A 20,514-nucleotide genomic window follows, 5' to 3' on the forward strand; every position below is an offset into this window, starting at 1 on the left:
TGACCTCACTCGGTGAAGAGGGTTCTTGCTTCCCCGAGCAAACGCCCTGCGACCAGTCCACAGCAAGGGCCAATGGACAGCCGGTGGATCGTTTTGGCCCCCGCGGTGAGCGGTTACGTTCCCGGGCGGTCGGCCAGCGCCACCGGCGGCTCGTCGTCCATCTCGAAGGCCAGGGGGAACGGCGCGTGCCCGGCCAGCCGGAACCAGCGGACCTTGCGGTGGCCGCGCAGGGCGCGCGCGGCCCGTACCGCGTCGTTGTGGAAGCGGCGGGCCATCGGCACCCGGCGTACGGCGGCGGCCAGTTCGTCGGCGGCCTCCTCGCCGCCCGGCGCCTCGCGTACGACGTCGACCTGCGCCTGCTCGCCGAAGACGGCCCGCAGCGCCTGGCTGAGCTCGCTCTCGGTGACCTCCCGGTGATCCTCCTCGGCCTGCCGGGCGGCGTGCGCGGCCTGGTAGAGCACGATCGAGGCGGCCGGGTCGAGGACGCCGGAGGTGGCCAGCTCCTGGGTGACCGAGGCGCGGCGCAGGAGTTGGGCGTCGAGGGCGGCGCGGGCGGCGTCGATCCGGGTGTGCAGCCGGTCGAGGCGCCCCGCGGTCCAGCTCAGGTACAGGCCGATCGCGACGAGGGCGACGACGATCCAGATGAGGGTTACGGTCACGGGCGGCAAGGCTACCCGTGACCGCGGGGTGACTCAGTCCCTGGCGAGGCCGAACCGGGCCCGGAGGCTGATGCGCTCGTCGGTGGCCACCGAAGCGGCGCCGTCCGTCACCGTCTCGTAGACCGCGAGGATGTCCGCTCCGACCGTCGACCAGTCGAAGCGCCGTACGTGCGCGCTGCCGCGCTCGCTCAGCTCCCTGCGCCGCTCCTCGTCGCCGAGCAGCGCGACCGCGGCGGTCGCCAGCGCGTCCGCGTCCTCGTTCGCGAAGAGCTCGCCCGCGGCCCCCTGGTCCAGGACCTGGGCGAAGGCGTCCAGGTCGCTGGCGAGCACGGGGGCGCCCGCGGACATCGCCTCGACCAGGATGATCCCGAAGCTCTCGCCGCCGGTGTTGGGGGCGACGTACACATCGACACTGCGCAGCAGCCGCGCCTTGTCCTCGTCGCTCACCATGCCGAGGAACTCGACGCGTTCGCGCATCTCCTTCGGCAGCGAGGCGACCGCCTCCTCCTCGTCGCCGCGGCCCGCGACGAGCAGCCGGGTGTCCGGGCACTCGGCGAGGATCTTCGGGAGGGCGCGCATCAGGACGGGAAGTCCCTTGCGGGGCTCGTCGATCCGGCCGATGAAACCGATCGTGCCGCCCTGCCACTCTGCCTTCGGCTCGGCCTTGTCGAAGAAGCCGACGTCGACGCCGTTGGGGATGACGACCGCGTCGCCGCCCAGGTGCTCGACGAGCGTGCGCCGCGCGTACTCGCTGACCGCGATGCGCGCGCTGATCTTCTCCAGTGCGGGCTGCAGGATCGGGTACGCGGCGATCATCGCGCGGGAGCGCGGGTTGGACGTGTGGAAGGTGGCGACGATCGGCCCCTGCGCGGCCCAGCACGTCAGCAGTCCCAGCGAGGGCGAGGCCGGCTCGTGGATGTGGATCACGTCGAAGGTGCCGTCGTGCAGCCAGCGACGCACCCTCGCGGCCGACAGGAAGCCGAAGTTGAGGCGGGCGACCGAGCCGTTGTACGGCACCGGGACGGCCCGGCCGGCCGAGACGACGTACGGCGGAAGCGGCGTCTCGTCGTCCGCGGGGGCCAGCACAGAGACCTGGTGGCCGAGCCGGATCAGATGCTCGGCGAGGTCGCGGATGTGGAACTGGACTCCCCCGGGGACGTCCCAGGAGTACGGGCAGACGATGCCGATCTTCACTCTGACTCCTGGCGGGGCTCTAGATCGGCGAGCCACAGACGCTGCAGCATGTGCCAGTCCTCCGGGTGCTCGGCGATTCCGGTGGCGAAGGCATCGGCCAGCGCCTGCGTCATCGAAGACGTCTTCTCGGCCCGCGTACCTGTCTCCGGCACCTCGATGGGCGGATGGATCCGGCCCTGCATTATGGCGGAGTCGTCGTACCAGAGCGTTACGGGAAGAAGCAGCGCCCCCGTCTGCTGCGCCAGCATCGCGGGCCCCGCGGGCATCCGCGCCGCGTCGCCGAAGAACTTCACCTCGACACCGGAGGCGGACAGATCACGGTCGGCCACCAGGCAGACCAGACCGCCCGCACGCAGCCGCCGCGCCAGGGTCCCGAACGCCGAGCCGCCGGTGTGCGGCAGGACCTCCATGCCCAGGCCCTCGCGGTACGCGACGAAGCGGTCGTACAGCGTCTCGGGCTTGAGGCGCTCGGCGACCGTGGTGAAGGGGACCTCCAGCTTGGTGGTGACCCAGGCGCCCGCGAGGTCGTAATTGCCCATGTGGGGCAGGGCGAGGACCACACCGCGACCGGCGGCGAGGCCGTCGGTCAGATGGTGGACTCCCTTGACGGCGAACCCGTTCTTCACGCGCTCGGCGCTCCACGCGGGCAGCCGGAAGGACTCCATCCAGTACCGCATGTACGAGCGCATGCCGGCCTTCGACAGCTCGGCCAGCCGGGCCTCAGTGGCGTCGGGCACCACGCGCGCCAGGTTCGCCTCCAGCCGCAGCACGCTCTTGCCGCGCCGCTTCCAGACCGTGTCGGCGATGCGCCGGCCGAGTCCGGTGGCGACCGGTTCGGGCAGCTTCTTGACGGCCGCCCAGCCCAGTCCGTACAGCGCGTCGGTCAGCTTCTCCTTCACGCCGCCTCGCTCTCCTGCGCCGAAGCGGCTGCTGCTGCGGCGTCGGCCTCGGCGGACTCCCGGCGTACGGTCACCACCCGCTGCGCCAGGGTGATCGCGCTGCCGACGGCAACGATCCACAGGGCGATCGGCAGCAGGATCTGGATGCCGGGGACGCCGAAGGCGTGCAGCCCGGCGAGACCGGCGGCGACCAGGGTGATGACGAGCCGCTCGGCCCGCTCGACCAGTCCGTTGACGGCGACGGGAAGCCCGATCGCCTCACCGCGCGCCTTCGTGTACGAGACGACCTGGCCGCTCGCGAGGCAGAAGATCGCGACCGCGCACAGCATGTTGTTGTCGCCGCTGCCCGCGTACCAGAGCGCGAATCCGCCGAAGATCGCCCCGTCGGCGACCCGGTCGAGGGTCGAGTCGAGGAACGCGCCCCAGCGGCTGGAGATCCCGGCCTGGCGCGCCATGTTGCCGTCGACGAGGTCGGAGAAGACGAAGAGGGTGATGACGATCGTGCCCCAGAAGAACTCTCCGCGGGGGAAGAAGACCAGTGCACCTGCCATCACTCCGGCCGTGCCGATGAGTGTGACCGCGTCGGGGCTGACCCCACGGCGGAGCAGAAATGCGGCGAACGGCGTGAGGACACGCGTGAAGAATGCACGCGCGTACTTGTTCAGCATGGCCTTCCCGAGGGGTCGGATGGCCGCGCGGCCCTTCTGGCCACCGGCTGGCCCATCGTAGCCAGGCCCGCCCCCGTCCACCGCCGGGCACCCCGGCTCGGTACGACGTATGGACGCAGCGTGACCGGAGTGGAAAGCTCGAAACACCGCGGGCGTCACCGGTGCCGCCACGCACTGCGGCCCCCTTGTGTCCGCGCCCTCTCTCCTCACCGTGCAACAACCCGGGAGGCAAGAATCATGGGCGACAAGGCAAACGCACACCCCGGAGCCGCCGGCAGGGCAGCGACGGCCGACCGGCCCGCTTCCGTACGGAATGTGGTGCTGGTCGGCCACAGCGGTTCGGGCAAGACCACACTGGTCGAGGCCCTCGCGCTGACCGCGGGTGCGGTCAACCGGGCGGGCCGGGTCGAGGACGGGCAGACCGTCTCCGACTACGACGAGATCGAGCACCGTCAGCAGCGCTCGGTCCAGCTCTCCCTCGTCCCCGTCGAATGGGGCGGGATCAAGATCAATCTCCTGGACACACCCGGCTACGCCGACTTCGTCGGTGAGCTGAGGGCCGGTCTGCGGGCGGCGGACGCGGCCCTCTTCGTCGTATCGGCCGCCCAGGACGCGGGCAGCGTGGCCGCGACGACCCGCATGGTGTGGGACGAGTGCGCGGCCGTCGGGATGCCGCGCGCGATCGTGGTCACCCACCTCGACACGGCGCGCACCGGCTACGACGAGATGACCCGGGTCTGCGGCCGGATCTTCGGCGGCGACGACCCCGATGCCGTACTCCCGCTCTACTTACCGCTGTACGGACCGCAGGCCCCCGACGGGCACGCCCCCGTGACGGGGCTCATCGGGCTGCTGACCCAGCGGCTCTTCGACTACGCGTCGGGGGTACGCAAGGACGGTGCGCCCGGGGACGAGCACCTGCCGCTGATCGAGGAGGCCCGCAACCGGCTCATCGAGGGCATCATCGCCGAGAGCGAGGACGAGTCCCTCATGGACCGCTATCTCGACGGCGACGAGATCGACGTGAAGACCCTGGTGGAGGACCTGGAGCGGGCCGTCGCACGCGGCACCTTCCACCCCGTCCTCGCGGCGGCCCCGGCCGCCGAGGGCGCCACACAGGGGCTGGGCACGGTCGAGCTCCTCGAACTGATCACCGGCGGCTTCCCGACTCCCCCCGAGCGCGAGACCCCCCGGGTCACCACCCCCCAGGGCGGCTCCCGCCCCGCGGTGGTCTGCGATCCGCGCGGGCCGCTGGTCGCCGAGGTCATCAAGACCGCATCGGATCCCTACGTGGGACGGGTCTCGCTGGTACGGGTCTTCTCCGGCACCCTGCGCCCCGACGAGACCGTCCACGTCTCCGGACACGGGCTGCAGGACCGGGGCCAGGACAACCACCACGACATCGACGAGCGCATCGGCGCCCTCTCCTCCCCCTTCGGCAAACAGCAGCGCACGATGACGCAGGTCATCGCGGGAGACATCGCCTGCGTCGCCAAACTGACCCGCGCCGAGACCGGCGACACCCTCTCCGGCCGGGACGATCCCCTCCTCATGGAGCCCTGGGTCATGCCGGACCCGCTCCTCCCGCTCGCCATCGAGGCGCACAGCAAGGCGGACGAGGACAAGCTCTCGCAGGGTCTTTCTCGGCTGGTCGCCGAGGACCCGACGATGCGACTCGAACAGAATCCGGACACCCGGCAGCTGGTCCTCTGGTGCCTCGGCGAGGCACACAAGGACGTGGCGCTGGAGCGGCTGCGCAGCCGCTACGGGGTGCAGGTCGACGCCGTGCCGTACAAGGTGTCGCTGCGGGAGACCTTCGGGGCGAAGTCCGCGGGGCGCGGCCGTCACGTCAAACAGTCGGGCGGCCACGGCCAGTTCGCGATCTGCGAGATCGAGGTGTCTCCCCTGCCCCCGGGCACCGGGATCGAGTTCGTCGACAAGGTGGTGGGCGGCTCGGTGCCCCGGCAGTTCATCCCGTCGGTCGAGAAGGGGGTACGCGCCCAGGCGGCGCGCGGCGTGGCGGCGGGCCATCCGCTCGTGGACGTACGGATCACCCTCCTCGACGGGAAGGCGCACTCGGTGGACTCCTCCGACGCGGCCTTCCAGACGGCGGGGGCGCTCGCCTTGCGTGAGGCGGCGCTCGACGCGCGGATCGATCTCCTGGAGCCGGTGGCCGAGCTGCAGGTGCTCGTCTCCGACGACTACGTGGGCCCGGTGATGAGCGATCTCTCCGGGCGGCGGGGGCGGGTGGTCGGCACCGAACAGGCCGGGCCGGGACGGACGCTGGTGCGGGCGGAGGTCCCGGAGATCGAGATCGGGCGGTACGCGGTCGATCTGAGGTCGATCTCGCACGGCACGGGCCGCTTCAGCCGTACGTACGCCCGACATGAGCCGATGCCTCCCCAGCTGGCCGACAAAATCCGCGAACAGGCGGAAACCGGCACGTAGTTGAGTGTGAGTCCAGGATGCCGTCCGCCCAATTCGCTTGCGGCGGGCGGCATTCCGCTGTCCCCTGACGGAGAGAGGATCGCGCCGTTACGCTGTGGTCCCAGCTCAGAAGGTGTGCAGGGTGCGGGAGTTGGGAACAGGCCGCAGCAGCGGTTGTACGCGGCGATGGGGGAAGCGATGCCGGACAGGGACAACGTTTTCGACTTCATTCCCGGGGCCCAGATCCCGCTCCAGGGATCGGCGGGCCAGACCGCGGCGACGCATGCCCTCGCCTCGGCCGCGTACCGCGACAGCGACGTCCACGAGATCCTCAAGGCCAACAGCGAGTGGCACGAGTCCAAGGTGAAGGAAGGGAAGTTCAAGCTCTTCGAGCCGGATCTCGGCGAGGCCTTCTCGCGGGCCGTCCAGGTGCGGATGCTCGGCGGCGCCCGCAAGGCGCTCATCCAGTCCTTCGGCACCGAACCGCAGACCGTGGTCGAGCACTGCCTGGCCGCGACCCGTATCCGCAAGGAACGCGACACCCGGCTCACGGTCGTGATGGTCGTCTTCGGGCTGGTCTTCCTCCCCGGACTGCTGCTCTGGCTGGGCGTGTTCCAGCTGCGCCGCATACTGAAGGACTCCAAGGACAAGCGCACGGGCGTCCTCGGCACCGCGCTGCTGATAGCCGCCGGCGGACTGGCCGTGCTCTTCCTGGTCAAGCTGCCTTTCACCGGATTCCTGGGTCTCTACCTCCGCGCGATGATCGTCGCGCCGGTCATCGGCTGGCTCTGGGCCAAGCAGATCTGCGAGAAGACCGCCAAGGACCTCCGCGCCCGCTGGACGAACCTGCTCTCCGGCGGCGGCGTGGGCGCCAAGATCCCCGAGGCCGTACCGCGGAATCCGACCGAGACCGCGGCCGAACAACTGCGCCAGAACCTCGCCAAGCTCACCGCCGAGCAGCAGTCCAACTCGGTCTTCTACGCGGGCCCCAAGGGGATACTCGGCATGGGCACCCGCTGGGGCAGCTGGCAGCTCGCCGAGGAGCTGATCCCGCGCGACGAGGGCACCGAGATCCACGGCTTCCGCAGCTGGGACGTGATCCGCGCGATCCACGACCGTCTCAAGCTCCTCGAGCGCAGCCCCCTGCACACCAACGGCTTCCCGACCCCCGACGTCAAGCACTGGATCGTCTCCCCGGTCGGTGAGAACGCCAAGGAGGTCAGCCGTCCGAGCGGCACCGAGGTGGACGCGTTCCAGATCAAGGGCCACGAGATACAGCGCATCTGCAACGAGCAGCAGTTCGGCAGCGGCAACCGCCACTACCTGGGCTGCCAGTTCACCCTCTGGGACGGCCAGCTGGTCATCACCATGCTGATCACCGTCACCGTGCTCCACGAGACGCTGCGCATCGAGGTCACGGGCCATGCGCTGGGCCCGGTCCACTCCCTGTTCACCAGCAAGCCCAAGGCCAAGACCGTGGAGGTCAGCGGGACGGTCAAGTTCTGGGAGACGCACGAGCGGCAGCTGCCGCTGATGGGGACCGACGACGTCGTACGCATCGCCGTGCGCGCCCCGCTGACCTGGTTCCCCAACCTCCTCGGCTGGGCGGGCGGCGGGCTCGTCCTGCCCGAACCGTTCGGGGTGCGGCACGCCTGGGCCGAGAAGCCCTGGCGCCACCGCTTCATGGCCGACGACGCGATGCGGGCGGCCACTCCCGTCCTGCGCGCGGTCCACGCGGCCGCCATGAAGGTGCTCGACGAGCACAACGTGGACACCGAGCGCTTCGGAAACCGCTCGGTGATACTGAGCGGCCTCGTCCAGGACCCGGCGCCCCGGAAGGCGGACGTCTACGACGCGTGAGGGCTACGCGGCCGGCCAGGCGTCCGCGAGCATCTTCCGCGTGTCGGCGAGGAGTTGGGGCAGCACCTTGGTGTGGCCGACGACCGGCATGAAGTTGGTGTCGCCGCCCCAGCGCGGCACGATGTGCTGGTGCAGATGGGCGGCGATGCCCGCCCCTGCGACCGTGCCCTGGTTCATGCCGATGTTGAAGCCGTGCGCGCCGGACGCCGTACGCAGCGCGGTCATCGCGCGCTTCGTCAGCTCGGCCAGCTCCGCGGTCTCGGCGGCGTCCAGTTCCGTGTAGTCGGCGACGTGCCGGAAGGGCACCACCATCAGATGACCGCCGTTGTACGGGTAGAGATTGAGCACCGCGTACACGTGCTCACCCCGTGCGACGACCAGGCCGTCCTCGTCGGATTTCGCCGGGATCGAGCAGAAGGGACAGCCGTCGCCGGCCTCCGGGCTGCTCGGCTTGTTCTCGCCCTGGATGTACGCCATCCGGTGAGGCGTCCACAGGCGCTGGAACGCGTCCTGCGTCCCCACTCCGATCTGCTGCTCCGGCTCAATCGTCATGCTGTGCAGCATATGACTTCCCCCGTGTCCGACGTGTCGCCGGGGCGTTCCCGCCGCCCCTGCGGCGATGCTGATCCGATGGACGCCCCCGTACCCGGCCACCCGAACCGACTGCGCCGCTGGGAGCAGCGGATGGAGGCACCGCTCTTCGCGGCCTCGCTCCTCTTCCTCCTCTGTTACGCGGTCCATGTGCTGGCCCGGGGCATCGATCCGCTGTGGCGGGACATCGCGCTCATCCTGACCCTGGTCACCTGGCTGGCGTTCGCGGTGGACTACGCGGTACGGCTCGTACTGAGCGGGCAGCGGCTGCGTTTTGTCACGTCGCACTGGCTGGACACCGTGGTCCTCGCGCTGCCCCTGCTGCGGCCGCTGCGGATGGTGAAGGTGTACAGCGCCGTACAGGAGAGGCGCGACGAGCCGCGGCTGAGCCTGCACGCGCGGGTGATGACGTACGCGGGCCTCACCTCCGCTCTGCTCGGCTTCGCGGGGGCACTCACGGTCTACAAGTTCGAGCGCACCGCTCCCGGCGCCACCATCCGCACCTTCGGGGACGCCGCGTGGTGGACCTGCGAGACCCTCACGACGGTCGGCTACGGCGACGTCGCACCGGTGACGTTCTGGGGGCGCGCGATCGCGGCCGGTCTGATGGGGTGCGGGCTCGCGCTGCTCGGCGCGGTGACGGGGTCCTTCTCGTCCTGGCTGCTGCAGGTCTTCACCCGCGAGGACGAGGAAGAGGAAACGGGAAGGCCCCCGAAGAGCTGATCGCTCCCCGGGGGCCCGTGCCGCTTTTGCGTATCAGACCTGGACGCGGTCCTCGACGACCTTCACCAGCTTGGCGATGGCGTCCTCGACCGGGATGCCGTTCTCCTGCGAACCGTCGCGGTAGCGGAAGGAGACGGCGCCGGCCTCCATGTCCTCGTCACCCGCGATGATCATGAATGGAACCTTGGCCTTCTGGTGGTTCCTGATCTTCTTCTGCATCCGGTCGGACGAGGAGTCGACCTCCACCCGCAGCCCCTTGGCCTTCGCCTGGTCGGCGAACTCCTGGAGGTAGGGGATGTGGGCGTCGCCGATCGGGATGCCGACCGCCTGGACGGGGGCGAGCCACGCAGGGAAGGCGCCCGCGTAGTGCTCCAGGAGCACGCCGAAGAACCGCTCGATGGAGCCGAACAGCGCACGGTGCAGCATGACGGGCTGCTGGCGCGAGCCGTCCGCCGAGGTGTACTCGAGACCGAACCGCTTGGGCTGGTTGAAGTCGACCTGGAGGGTCGACATCTGCCAGGAGCGGCCGATCGCGTCACGCACCTGCACGGAGATCTTCGGGCCGTAGTACGCGGCGCCGCCCGGGTCGGCGACCAGCGGGAGACCCTGCTTCTCGGCGGCCTGGCGGAGCGCCTCGGTGGCCTCGGCCCAGTCCTCGTCGGTGCCGATGAACTTGTCGGAGTCGTCTCGGGTGGACAGCTCCAGCTCGAACTGGTCCAGGCCGTAGTCGCGCAGCAGGTCGAGCACGAAGGTCAGGAGCGTGTCGAGCTCGTCCGCCATCTGCTCCTTGGTGCAGTAGATGTGCGCGTCGTCCTGGGTGAAGCCGCGCGAGCGGGTCAGGCCGTGCACGACGCCGGACTTCTCGTAGCGGTACACCGTGCCGAACTCGAAGAGCCGCAGCGGCAGTTCACGGTAGGAACGCCCGCGGGACTTGAAGATCAGGTTGTGCATCGGGCAGTTCATCGCCTTGAGGCGGTAGTTCTGTCCGTCGAACTCGATCGGCGGGAACATGCCCTCCGCGTAGTGCGGAAGGTGCCCCGAGGTCTCGAAGAGGTGCTCCTTCGAGATGTGCGGGGTGTTCACGAACTCGTAGCCGGAGTCCTCGTGGCGGCGCCGCGAGTAGTTCTCCATCTCCTTGCGGATGATCCCGCCCTTGGGGTGGAACACCGCCAGGCCGGGGCCCAGCTCGTCGGGGAAGGAGAACAGGTCGAGCTCGGCGCCGAGCTTGCGGTGGTCGCGCTTCTCGGCCTCGACGAGGAAGTCGAGGTACGCCTTCAGCTCGTCCTTGGTCGGCCACGCGGTGCCGTAGATCCGCTGGAGCTGCGGGTTCTTCTCGCTGCCCCGCCAGTACGCGGCGGCCGAGCGCATCAGCTTGAACGCCGGGATGTTGCGGGTGGTGGGCAGGTGGGGACCGCGGCAGAGGTCCTTCCAGCACAGGTCGCCGGTCTTGGCGTCGAGGTTGTCGTAGATGGTCAGCTCGCCGCCGCCCACCTCCGCGTCCGCGCCGTCGGCGGCCTGGGCCGCGTTGCCCTTGAGACCGATGAGCTCCAGCTTGTACGGCTCGCCCGCCAGTTCCTCGCGCGCGGCCTCGTCGGTGGTGACGCGGCGAGAGAAGCGCTGTCCGCGCTTCTGGATCTCCTGCATCTTCTTCTCGACGGCCTTGATGTCCTCGGGGGTGAACGGCTTCTCGACGTCGAAGTCGTAGTAGAAGCCGTCCTTGATGGGCGGACCGATGCCCAGCTTCGCCTCGGGGAAGAGCTCCTGCACGGCCTGTGCCATGACATGCGCGGTGGAGTGGCGCAGGATCGCGAGGCCGTCGTCGGAGGTGATCTCGACGGGCTCGACCTCGTCGCCGTCGGCCAGGGCGTAGCTGAGGTCCTTCAGCTCGCCGGCCACGCGGGCGGCCACGATGGTGCGCTCGCCGGGGAAGAGCTCCGCTGCCGTAGTGCCCGTCGTCACCACGCGCTCTTCCCGCTCGGAATCGCGTTGGATGATCACACGGACGTCTGACACCGGTCTCTCCTGACTGAGGGGGTCGCGCAGTGTTCACTGCGTACCCCCGCAGCTTACCGAGCCCCCCGGGCGGGATGCGAAACGGTTTGGCTCACCGGCCGACGGCTCAGTCCTCGCCGCTGCACGCCTCCTCGAAGAAGTCGAGATTCTCGTGCAGCGACTTCATCAGCCGGTCCCGCTCCGCCTCGTCCACCTGCACGGGGACGACACCGTCCGCGCCGGTCAGTCTGCGGAATCCGCCGCGGCTCTCCAGCCGCCCGTGCACCCGGATCGGCAGTCCCACCAGATGGGCATGGCCCGCGATCCGGTACGCCTCCTCGTCGAGCACCATCCGTACGTGCGGGATCTCCGCCCCGGCCAGCACCCGCAGCCGTACCGTCCCGGGCCCGCGCGGATCCGAGCGCCGCATCCGGACCACGGCGCCCGTGATCCGTACCGGCAGCGAGGGCTCGTCCTGCATGTAGCGGGCGCCCGCCTCGCGCAGCGCGGGCAGGTCGCCGGGCGAGAACTCCACCGGCTCGGGCCGGGCCGCGCAGTGTGCGGGGACTCCGGCCGCCGGCGCCCAGGCCAGCGAGACGGCGACGCCCTCCGATCCCCGTACGAGCGCGACGACAGCCTCGGTCAGCTCCCGGCTCACGCCGGCTTCGACCGCCGCGTCGAAGGCTTCCATGCCGCCGGTCGCCCGCTGGTAGTCGGCCGCCTCGCGGGCGGCGTGCAGGGCGTGGTGCAGCCGTACGACAGCGGTACGCCCCCGCTCGACCGGCACGAAGGCCGTCAGCCCGCGGCCCCCCGGGTCCGTGCCGACCAGCACGCCCTCCAGCGCGGCCTGCGCCTGACGGCGGTGGCGCGCCCCGTAGTAGCCGGCCTGTCCGCGGGCGGCGAGCGCGCCCGCGAGGAGCATCTGCCGTGCGGCGCCCCGCAGTTGCTCCTGCGCGGTCCACGAGGACGCCCCCGAGGGGCCCTCGGGGACATCGCGCCACCAGCGGATCTCGTCGCTCGGCACGGACAGTGAGACGAGCACCTCGCGCGCCGACGGCGCGGCGCATCGCTGCAGCGCGGTCAGCGCCTCGCCGAGCAGTTCGTCGCTGTCGGGGAAGGCCCGGCTCTCCGGCACGAGCAGACTCACGGAGCCGTTGCCGGGGCCGGGCGGTGTCCAGCGCGCATAGCGCCCGGCCGCGCCGCCGCGCCGCCGCCAGCCGTGCCTCTCCAGGAGCGCGCCGAGCACGGCGGGATCGACCCGCGACGGATCGGGGCCCTCGCCGCCGTCCCACACTCCGGGCAGTTCGCTCGGATGGGCACGTACGGGCTCGTCGATGGGGCGGTGCTGCATCAGGGTCTCCCTCCCACCCCGACACGGGTCATGATCTCGCAGAGCGCTCGGTCGTCGAATATCCGCGAGGTCGGGATCCGTACGGTCGTCCTGCGCCTCCCCGTCACCGGGTGGCCGGCCAGATTGGTCCAGTAGCAGCAGTGCCGCAGATCGAGCCGGTCGTGACTGGCACGCAGCCAGTCCTCCTGCGTCCGGGGTACGAGCATCACCACAAGGATCTTGTGCACCGAGACCGGGGTGCGCGCCAGCTTCTCCAGGTGCGGGTTGTCGAGCGTGAAGGAGAAAGCTCCGCCCGGCGGGTGCGGCGGTATCTGGTACGTGCACTTGAGCTGCACCTTTATCGTCACTTCGTCGTCGACGGTGTGCCCGGGAGCCCCGTGGCTCACGTGCCAGTCGATTCCGTTGTCCGGAAAGGGCTGCGACAACGAGCATCCCGCCGCTGCCGCGACGGCATGGAGGTAGCCCACCTGAAGGGTCTCCATACAGGCGGTGGTGGCCAGTGAGCCGCGCAGCGGTGCGATCCGCTCGGGCAGCACACTGCCGCCCGGCACGGCCGGTTCGGGCTGCGCAAGCGCCATGGCTGTTGTGCGCCTTCCGGACTGTGCTGATCAGTATCCCCGCGACGGACGCCGAAATTCCAAGCCCGTCACCTGTGTTGTCTCCTTCCGGCGTATGTCGCAAACAGCCCGGGTATCACCGAATCGGGCAGGGGACGCACACCATCTGCCAAGTGAGCGCGAGGAGTTGGAACATGCCGTGCTGGTACGAAGGCCCCCTGGCCGCATTTGATACGGAGACAACAGGCGTCGACGTCGAGGAGGACCGCATCGTGTCGGCCGCCCTCGTCGTCCAGGACGGCTCGGGAATGCGGCCGCGGGCGACACGCTGGCTGGTCAATCCGGGCATCCCGGTGCCGCCCGGCGCCACCGAGATCCACGGTCTCACCGACCTGCATCTGCAGCGCAACGGGCGCTGGCCGGCGCCCGTGGTGGAGGAGATAGCGAAGGCGCTGGCCGAGCAGTGCGCGGCGGGCCGGCCGCTCGTCGTCATGAACGCGCCGTTCGATCTGACGCTGCTGGACCGGGAGTTGCAGCGCCACCGCGCCTCGTCCCTGGAGAGGTACCTGGGCGACACCTCACTGCGCGTCCTGGACCCCCGGGTCCTGGACAAGCACCTGGACCGCTACCGCAAGGGGCGCCGTACGCTCACCGACCTCTGTTCGCAGTACGAGGTCGTACTGGACGGCGCCCATGACGCGGCGGCGGACGCGGCGGCCTCGCTGGAGGTCGTACGGGCGATCGGCCGCCGGTTCTCCGCCCGCCTCGAGCGCCTCACGGCGTCCGAGCTGCACTCGCTGCAGACCGGGTGGCACGCGGCCCAGGCGCGCGGCCTGCAGGCGTGGTTCGCGCGGCAGGGCACCCCGGAGGCGGTGGACCAGTCGTGGCCGCTGCGGCCGCGTCCGGCGCTGAGCGCGGCGGCGTAGGGGCGCAGGGGCGTCGAGGCAGAAAAATAGCCGGTCCGTCAGTGACGGACCGGCCTTTCCCGGTGGGCGATACTGGGTTCGAACCAGTGACCTCTTCGGTGTGAACGAAGCGCTCTCCCACTGAGCTAATCGCCCGGGAACGGACTGAACCATACAGGTCTTCGCGGGGTGCTTTCAAACTCTTTGCAGCAGGTCAGTCAGTCCGCGCCGCCCGCCGCGCATCATCAGCGCGTGATTGGCGAGGAAGACGGGGCGGCCGGGGACGGAGAGACGCCGCATCAGCGGCTTGCGCACCTCCACCTCCTGCTCGTAGACGGCGCGCGTGCGCCCGCCGCGGCCCTCGACCGTCCAGCGCGCCCAGCCCTCCAGATCGCCCGTCATCTCCACTTCGAGCACCCGCGCCACGGGGTCGCGCAGCTTCTCGCGGGCGGTCACGACGAGTTCGTACGGGAGGAGGGAGCGGAAGCGGGCGGTGCCGGTGATGTCGTCGAGCGGGGTGACGGACCTGACCTGCGGCCACCACCTGGGGTATTCGTCGGCCTTCTCGAGTACGGCGTAGACGGCCTCGGGGGCGGCGGGCAGTTCCCAGACGCTGCGGAAGCGGTAGTGGCTCCAGTCCATGGGCCAAGTCTGCGCGTACTCAAGCGGGAACTGAGTATCCGCGCGCATCCCTGCCGGCGTGTCCACCGCCACACTCCTGCTCATGGACAACGTTCCGCCGCCCTCGGAAGAGCTGATGCTCATCGATCGCGAGCTCGCTCAACTCGACGCACGCAGGCACCAGTTGCTCGGCCGCAGGGCCTGGCTGCTGTCCGTGCTGCAGCCGCCTCCGCCGCACCCCTGGGGTGCTCCGCAGCCCCGGTCGCACCCGGAGACCTCGCCGCCGAACGCGCAGAACGTGCTGCTCACGCTGGGCGCCGTCCTGCTGACGGTCGCCGCGCTCGCCTTCACGCTGGTCAGCTGGGGCCATCTGGGCATCGGCGGGCGGGCGGCGGTGCTCGCCGCGGTGACGCTCGCGGCGCTGGCCGCACCGGTCGTACTGCTGCGCCGCTCCCTGTTGTCGACGGCGGAGTCGGTGGCCGGGCTCGGCCTTGTCCTGACGGTGCTCGACGCGTACGCACTGCACGAGGTGGCCGCCGCGGACACGGATCCGCTGGCGTACGCGGCGGGGGCCACTGCCGCCCTCGCACTGCTCTGGGCCGCGTACGGAACGGCCGTGAACCGGCTGCGGCTGCCGCTGCCCGTCGCTGTCGTGACCGCCCAACTCCCGCTGCTCCTCTGGGCCTTGGCCACGGATGCGGGCGCACTCACGACGGGCTGGGCGCTGCTGGTGACCGCCGCGCTCGATGTCGCGCTCGCCCTGTGGGGCCCTGGCCGCGCCGTGCGCGTGGTCGCCTGGGCCGGTGCCTGCGCCACGGGCGCCCCGGCGCTGCTGACGGCCGCGCGGCTGTCGGCGACCGCTGGTTCGTCGGTCGATGCGGCCGCCCCTGGCGCGCTGCTCCTCGCGGGGGCCGTGCTCGCGCTGTTCATCGCCTGGCGCACGCTCGCGCCCGTCGCGGCGGCGATCGCCGGGCTCGCGGCCCTGGCGGCGGTCGCCGGCGCGCTCCGCCCCGCGCTGCCCGGCGCCTGGACCGTCCCTGCCGTACTGGCGTGCTCCATCGCCCTGTTGGCCGTCGTACGCACCGAACTGCCGCGCCCGGTCCGGCACGGCCTGGCCGTGGCATCGGGTGCGGTGCACGCGGCGGCGGCGCTCTGGGCACTCCCTGCGGCGGCGCTCGCCCTGGTGACTCCGGCCGCCTGGGTGTTCAAGCCCTGGTCGGGGGCTCCCGGATCCACGGAGGTGCCGTGGCCCGGCCTGCCCGCGGCAACGGTGACACTGGCCCTGCTGGCGGGCACGCTGGTGGCGGCGTACCGCTTCTCCGCCACGGAGAGGCCCTGGCGCGCGGCAACCGCGTCCGGCGCACTCGCCCTGACCTGGGCAACCCTGCTCCTGACCCCCGCCGCACTCGAACTCCCTTACGCGGCGGCGCTCTCCACTCAGGTCGCGCTGACAGTGGCGGCACTGGCCACGGCGGTGGCCTTTGAGCGGAAGGGGGCAACGGAGGCTCCGGCAGTCCCCGCGCCCGCGTCCCCGCAGGCCCCCGCGCAGACGGCGCCCGACCCGACCGAGCCCAGCGCTCCGACCGTCCCGGCCGCCCGGCCCAACGCCCCGCACAGGCCCGCGCAGCCAGTACCGGGGGCGGCTCCTCACGGACCCGCCGTCCGGCTGGAACCGCACCGGGCCCTCGCCGTCACCGCCCTGGCCTGCGCCCTCCTCGGCGCGGTCGGTGTGTCCCTCTTCGCGCTCGCTACGCAAGCCGCCACGTTCGCCGTCTTCGGTGTCCTGTTCGCGCTCTGCGCCGCGGCCTGCGCCACCACCCCGCTGGTCCGCAGCACCACAGCCGGGCCCGCGGTCCTGTACGCCACCGCCCTCGCCTGCGCGACCGGCGCCGCCCTCGAACTCCCCGTCCACCGCACCGCGTTGATCGTGCTGGCCGTCCCCGCCGCCGTCGCCCTGCTGGGCGCCCGGCTGCGCCGTCACCCGCTCGCGCTCCCCCTGGAGATCGTCGCCTCCTCCGCGGCCCTCCTCTCCGTCGTGCTGGCCGCGACCGACGCCACCACCCTCGCCCTGGTCCTCGCCCTCTGCGGTGCCCTGGCCGCGGGCACTGCCGTACGGCCCGAGCGGCGCGCCGTCGGCTATGCCGCCCCTGTGCTGTTCGTGCTGGCCACCTGGGTGCGGCTGGCTGCCTGGGACGTCGCCGTCCCCGAGGCGTACACCCTCCCCGTGACCGTCCCCGCGCTGGCCATCGGCGTCCTGCGGCGGCGCCGCGACCCGGAGGCCTCGTCCTGGACGGCGTACGGGCCGGGGCTGGCCGCGACGATGCTGCCGAGCCTCGTCGCGGCCTGGGGCGACACCGACTGGCTGCGGCCGCTGCTGCTCGGCGCGGCTGCGCTCGCCGTCACCCTCGTCGGGGCCCGCTCCCGGCTGCAGGCCCTGCTGATGATCGGCGGAGGCGTCCTCGCCCTGGACGCGCTGCACGAGCTCGCGCCGTACATCGTGCAGGTCGTGGACGCACTCCCCCGCTGGGTGGTGCCCGCACTCGCCGGCCTTCTGCTGCTGGCCGTCGGGGCGACGTACGAGCACCGGCTGCGTGATGCGCGCCGGCTGCGGGAGCGGCTGGCGCGCATGCACTGACAGCAGACCCGCGAACAACGATCAGCTGGGCATCTTGTCCCCGAGCAGGGCGAGGTTCTCGATGGCGGCGAGACCGTAGAGCGAAGTGTCGTTCGTGTAGACCCAGTTGGCCTCGCTGCCCGGCACCAGGGTGACGGGGCCGCTGAGCTTCTCGGTGGTCCACGGCGAGGACTCGAAGTAGCCGTCGCTCTTGTAGAACTTCGTCCAGGCGCGCGCCGCGAGCGCCGCGTCCCCGGTCTGCACAGCGGCGTACGCGTCCAGGCGCGAGTGGCCCTGGAAGAGCAGCAGCGTCCCGAAGTTGGATCCGTAGCGGGCCGCCTGCTCGGCCTTGGTGGCGTTGAAGTAGCGGCAGTAGTCGAGGTAGGCGTCCTTGAACTTCGGCACGTCGGTGATGTGGATCAGCTCCGCACACAGCTCGTTGAGCCCGAAGACCGCCGAGAGGTGCGAGACGCCGACCACCGGGGTGTCCGCGATCGCGAACTTGCCGGTGTCGAGGTCGTAGAGCCCGCTGCCCTGGACGAATCCGTTGGGCTGGGCGGCGATCGTCTCCATGGTGGACAGGACGCGGGCCTTGGCCTTCTCCGCCTTGGGGCCGTTGCGCTCCCACTCTGTCAGCCAGGCCGATACGAGTCCGCTCCAGTCGGTGCCGAAGCCGATGGACAGGGCGTGGCGGTCGGGGGTGTAGGGCTCGGTGCGGATCTTGCGGAGGGGGTCGAGTGCCAGGAAGGTCTCGTCGGAGTCGACGTTGGCGGCCATCAGATCGCCGACGCGCTCGTCCGCGGTGAGGAAGTAGTAGAAGCGCCGGTAGGTGGTGTTGGCGATCCGCTGCTGCTTGGCGCTGTCCGCGTAGTGCTGTACGCCGTGCCGCGTGCCGAGCCCGGCCCACTGGCCGAGGTGGTAGACGTCGACCTCGCCGGTGTGGCGGGTCATGGCCTCGGCGAAGCGGAAGATGTCGGCGCGGCCGGAGCGCAGATAGGCGTACCAGAGCCAGAGGTCGGGCGAGAGTTCGGAGTTGTCCCAGGCATAGCCGCCTACGTCGTAGCGCCACTGATGGCGGGCCGGGTCGTAGGAGTGCATCACATCGCCGTAGTCCCAGAAGCCGTACCAACGGCGCATTTCCACCTGGTCCTTGTAGTACGTGAAGAGGAAGTCCAGGTGGTCCTCGATCTTCGCCTTGGCCGGGGTGGAGCGGTCGGGCTCGGAGAAGAGGCCGGGGCCGAAGACCTTCGCCTTGATGAGCTGCTTCGGCGGGGCGACGAGCTGGGGCAGGGTACGGACCGCCTCGACCTGCTGGGCGAGGGCCTCCGGGGTGGGCGTGGACTCGTTGGCCCAGAAGACGAGTTCACTGGTGCGGGCGATGCCGTACGGGGTGCCGAAGCCCGGCTCGTAGTCCTCGTAGGTGATCTGGATGCCCTCGGCCTGCTCGGGATACGTGTCCTGGCCCATGCCGTCGTGGTAGAAGCGCAGGTCCATCGGCTGGGCCTCGGGCGACCAGAGCCAGAGGGTGACTTCGGCCTCGTCGGTGTGGGCGTCGCGGATGTCGAGCTGGGCGGGGTGCTTCTCCCAGAAGTCGCGCAGCCCGAAGGAGAGTCCGCCGCTCGCACCGCCGACGTATCCGAAGCCCGAGGCGCGCCGGCCTCCGCCGGCCGCGATCCAGCCGTACCCCTTCTTGGTCCGCTTGCGCAGGGTGAAGCCGTCGGCGGAGAGCTGGCTGAGGGTGTAGTCGCCCCATTCGGGGATGTACTGGAGGCGGGTGGTGACGCGCTGGTCCCAGGTGGCGGGGTCGGCGAGCTTCTCGCCGGCGAACTGCGCGGCCTGGACGGACGCGCCCGGGTCGCGGCGCAGCCCGGTGATGCCCTTGACGGCTTCGCGCAGCAGTCCGGTCCCGTCGCCGCCGATGCGGATGTGGCGGTCGTACGACGCGTCGCGCATCGGCACGGTGAAGCGCACCCCGAGCCCGCGGATGAAGTCGCCGCTCGCCTTGCCCGGCTCCTGGGTGCCGTCGAAGGTGATGGTGTGCACCATGCGGAAGGACTCGCCGCCCGCGTAGAAGTAGAGCCGGACGGAGAACGGAAGCCAACTCCGGTTCCCGCTGCGGTGCTTGCCGTCGATGCGGACCACCGCACGGACGGGCCCGTCCTGTTCGACCTTCACCTCGTCGATGGCGCTCTCGAAGCGGTCGTACTTCTCCGCGCCCTGGTCGCCGTCCTCCAGCTCGCCCTGGCGGATCAGAACGAGCTTGCCGTTCTTGGCGATCTCGGTGGTGCCTCTGGTGACGGACTTGACGAGGGTGGAGCCGCTCTTGCCGATCTTCGCGGTGATGACCCCGGTCGAGACGGTGACGGCTCCCCCCGCGGAGGAGACGGTGACCTTCTTCTCGGGAGCGGCGGGCGCCCCCGCGCCGAGCGTGTACTTCTCCGCGCCGCCGCCCTGCGGGCCGACCGCATGGGCGGTCCACTTCAGTGAGCCGTCGGGCCAGAAACCGGTCGCCCAGCTCTGCACCGGAACGTCCGTGCCGTCGGCGGCGGCCAGGCTGAAGGTCTGGTCCTTCTGGTACTGCCCCATGGGCCACGGCACACCGACGGTGGACCCGGGCGCGGCACCGAGCGCACCGTCCTCCAGCCAGCTGATCTCGACCGCTCCATCGGCGGCCTGTTCATCGGCGGACGCCTGCTGGGCGTTCTTGCCGAGCGCCCAGGAGAACTGGGAGGCGACACCGGCCATGGCGGCGGCCTTGAGGAGGTTGCGACGGGGAATCGGGGACATCTGCACTCCATTTCACAGGGACATGGGCATGACAGAGAGAGGTGTGCGGTCGTACGGAACAAGGGCGCACCCACGCCCAGGGCTCAGCCGTGTGCGGCGCGCCGCTCCAGGGCCACGGCGGCCGCGGCCAGACACCCCACGGCGGGGACGGCGAGCGGCGGAATCTGCCAGGCGGTGGCCGCGACCGCGACGAACCCGCCGACGAGCAGCAGAGATCCGCCGACATCAGCCGTACGGACAAGAGCCCACCTGCCACCGGGCCGCCAGGCCGCAGCCGTACGCAGCCCGGCGACAGCCAGCGCGAGCAGCCCGACGACGCTGACGGCGATGAGCAGCGGCCCGCCCGGCAGCAGCCCGCTGCCGGCCACCCGCCAGTCGAAGACGAGCACGGCGATCCCCGCCCACCACAGCAGCGAGAACCGCAGCCCGCTGCGCGTCGCCTCGCGCACATCGGCCACGAACTCGCCCCATCCGGAGGGCTCGCTGTCCAGATGGCGACGCAGGTGCGCGCATCCGGCGGCGAAAGCGGGCAGCAGGGTGAGCAGCGGCAGCGCGGCGAGGGTCAGCCAGACCCCGGTGAGCAGCGATTCGGCAAGGATCGCGAAGCGCGAATGCAGCACGGAATCGGCGGTGTTGGCGCGGCCACGGGCCTTGCGCGTCTTCATG

General features: G+C 71.0%; 16 protein-coding genes and 1 tRNA gene. 5 read left to right on the plus strand and 12 right to left on the minus strand.

The features are described 5' to 3' along the window. Positions 1–113: 113 nt before the first annotated feature. Genes OG707_RS04155 through pgsA form a run of 4 tightly spaced genes read right to left on the minus strand, consistent with a single transcriptional unit; the run spans position 114 to position 3,420 of the window. On the minus strand, positions 114–659 hold the full coding sequence (locus OG707_RS04155) for a hypothetical protein (RefSeq protein ID WP_329114442.1): 546 nt from the start codon (positions 657–659) through the stop codon (positions 114–116). Positions 660–692: 33 nt separating this feature from the next. Further along, positions 693–1,853: a glycosyltransferase family 4 protein gene (locus tag OG707_RS04160; RefSeq protein ID WP_329114445.1), complete on the minus strand. Its 1,161-nt coding sequence runs from the start codon at positions 1,851–1,853 to the stop codon at positions 693–695. Then, a complete protein-coding gene (locus OG707_RS04165; protein ID WP_329114447.1) occupies positions 1,850–2,752 on the minus strand; it encodes a phosphatidylinositol mannoside acyltransferase in 903 nt (300 codons plus the stop codon). The genes OG707_RS04160 and OG707_RS04165 overlap by 4 nt, the downstream gene beginning before the upstream one ends. Continuing rightward, positions 2,749–3,420 carry a phosphatidylinositol phosphate synthase gene (pgsA, locus tag OG707_RS04170; RefSeq protein WP_329114449.1) on the minus strand — a complete coding sequence of 224 codons (672 nt, stop codon included), beginning with the start codon at positions 3,418–3,420 and terminating at the stop codon, positions 2,749–2,751. Before pgsA ends, OG707_RS04165 begins: the two co-directional genes overlap by 4 nt. A gap of 237 nt (positions 3,421–3,657) precedes the next feature. Between pgsA and OG707_RS04175 the strand changes: the two genes are divergently transcribed. Both OG707_RS04175 and OG707_RS04180 read left to right on the plus strand, forming a co-directional pair. Then, a complete protein-coding gene (locus OG707_RS04175) occupies positions 3,658–5,868 on the plus strand; it encodes an elongation factor G-like protein EF-G2 (RefSeq protein ID WP_329114450.1) in 2,211 nt (736 codons plus the stop codon). 177 nt (positions 5,869–6,045) lie between these two features. After that, positions 6,046–7,707: a hypothetical protein gene (locus OG707_RS04180; RefSeq protein ID WP_329114452.1), complete on the plus strand. Its 1,662-nt coding sequence runs from the start codon at positions 6,046–6,048 to the stop codon at positions 7,705–7,707. 3 nt (positions 7,708–7,710) lie between these two features. Here the strand turns inward: OG707_RS04180 and OG707_RS04185 are convergent, their stop codons facing one another. Next, a complete protein-coding gene (locus OG707_RS04185) occupies positions 7,711–8,271 on the minus strand; it encodes an HIT family protein (RefSeq protein WP_329114454.1) in 561 nt (186 codons plus the stop codon). 66 nt (positions 8,272–8,337) lie between these two features. Here OG707_RS04185 and OG707_RS04190 point away from each other — a divergent pair, with 66 nt between their 5' ends. After that, a complete protein-coding gene (locus tag OG707_RS04190) occupies positions 8,338–9,021 on the plus strand; it encodes a potassium channel family protein (protein ID WP_329114456.1) in 684 nt (227 codons plus the stop codon). Positions 9,022–9,054: 33 nt separating this feature from the next. Here the strand turns inward: OG707_RS04190 and thrS are convergent, their stop codons facing one another. The 3 genes from thrS to OG707_RS04205 all read right to left on the minus strand — a co-directional run bounded on the left by thrS (position 9,055) and on the right by OG707_RS04205 (position 12,942). Further along, entirely contained in the window at positions 9,055–11,034 is a 1,980-nt protein-coding gene (thrS, locus tag OG707_RS04195; protein WP_329114458.1) for a threonine--tRNA ligase, read from the minus strand. Between the two features lie 106 nt (positions 11,035–11,140). Beyond that, a complete protein-coding gene (locus OG707_RS04200; RefSeq protein ID WP_329114460.1) occupies positions 11,141–12,364 on the minus strand; it encodes a hypothetical protein in 1,224 nt (407 codons plus the stop codon). Further along, positions 12,364–12,942: a DUF4365 domain-containing protein gene (locus OG707_RS04205; RefSeq protein ID WP_329114462.1), complete on the minus strand. Its 579-nt coding sequence runs from the start codon at positions 12,940–12,942 to the stop codon at positions 12,364–12,366. Before OG707_RS04205 ends, OG707_RS04200 begins: the two co-directional genes overlap by 1 nt. A 173-nt stretch (positions 12,943–13,115) precedes the next feature. Here OG707_RS04205 and OG707_RS04210 point away from each other — a divergent pair, with 173 nt between their 5' ends. Further along, positions 13,116–13,847 (plus strand): 3'-5' exonuclease, encoded by a 732-nt coding sequence (locus OG707_RS04210; RefSeq protein WP_329127607.1) that lies wholly within the window; start codon positions 13,116–13,118, stop codon positions 13,845–13,847. Between the two features lie 63 nt (positions 13,848–13,910). Here OG707_RS04210 and OG707_RS04215 read toward each other — a convergent pair. Further along, a tRNA-Val gene (locus OG707_RS04215) sits at positions 13,911–13,982 on the minus strand. Positions 13,983–14,021: 39 nt separating this feature from the next. Then, positions 14,022–14,468, minus strand: a complete 447-nt coding sequence (locus OG707_RS04220; protein ID WP_329114465.1) for an SRPBCC family protein — start codon at positions 14,466–14,468, stop codon at positions 14,022–14,024. An 82-nt stretch (positions 14,469–14,550) separates the two neighbouring features. On the opposite strand from OG707_RS04220, the gene OG707_RS04225 reads away from it, so the two are divergent. Next, positions 14,551–17,082 (plus strand): SCO7613 C-terminal domain-containing membrane protein, encoded by a 2,532-nt coding sequence (locus OG707_RS04225; protein WP_329114467.1) that lies wholly within the window; start codon positions 14,551–14,553, stop codon positions 17,080–17,082. A gap of 21 nt (positions 17,083–17,103) precedes the next feature. On the opposite strand, the gene OG707_RS04230 is transcribed toward OG707_RS04225, so the two are convergent. Together OG707_RS04230 and OG707_RS04235 are read right to left on the minus strand one after the other, a co-directional pair. Further along, the gene (locus OG707_RS04230) at positions 17,104–19,848 is read right to left on the minus strand and encodes an exo-rhamnogalacturonan lyase family protein (protein ID WP_329114469.1); all 2,745 of its coding nucleotides are present in this window, start codon (positions 19,846–19,848) and stop codon (positions 17,104–17,106) included. Between the two features lie 83 nt (positions 19,849–19,931). Next, a complete protein-coding gene (locus tag OG707_RS04235; RefSeq protein ID WP_329114470.1) occupies positions 19,932–20,513 on the minus strand; it encodes a hypothetical protein in 582 nt (193 codons plus the stop codon). Position 20,514 lies beyond the last annotated feature (1 nt).

The organism is Streptomyces sp. NBC_01465, assembly GCF_036227325.1.
In the GTDB taxonomy this organism is placed as follows: Bacteria; Actinomycetota; Actinomycetes; order Streptomycetales; family Streptomycetaceae; genus Streptomyces.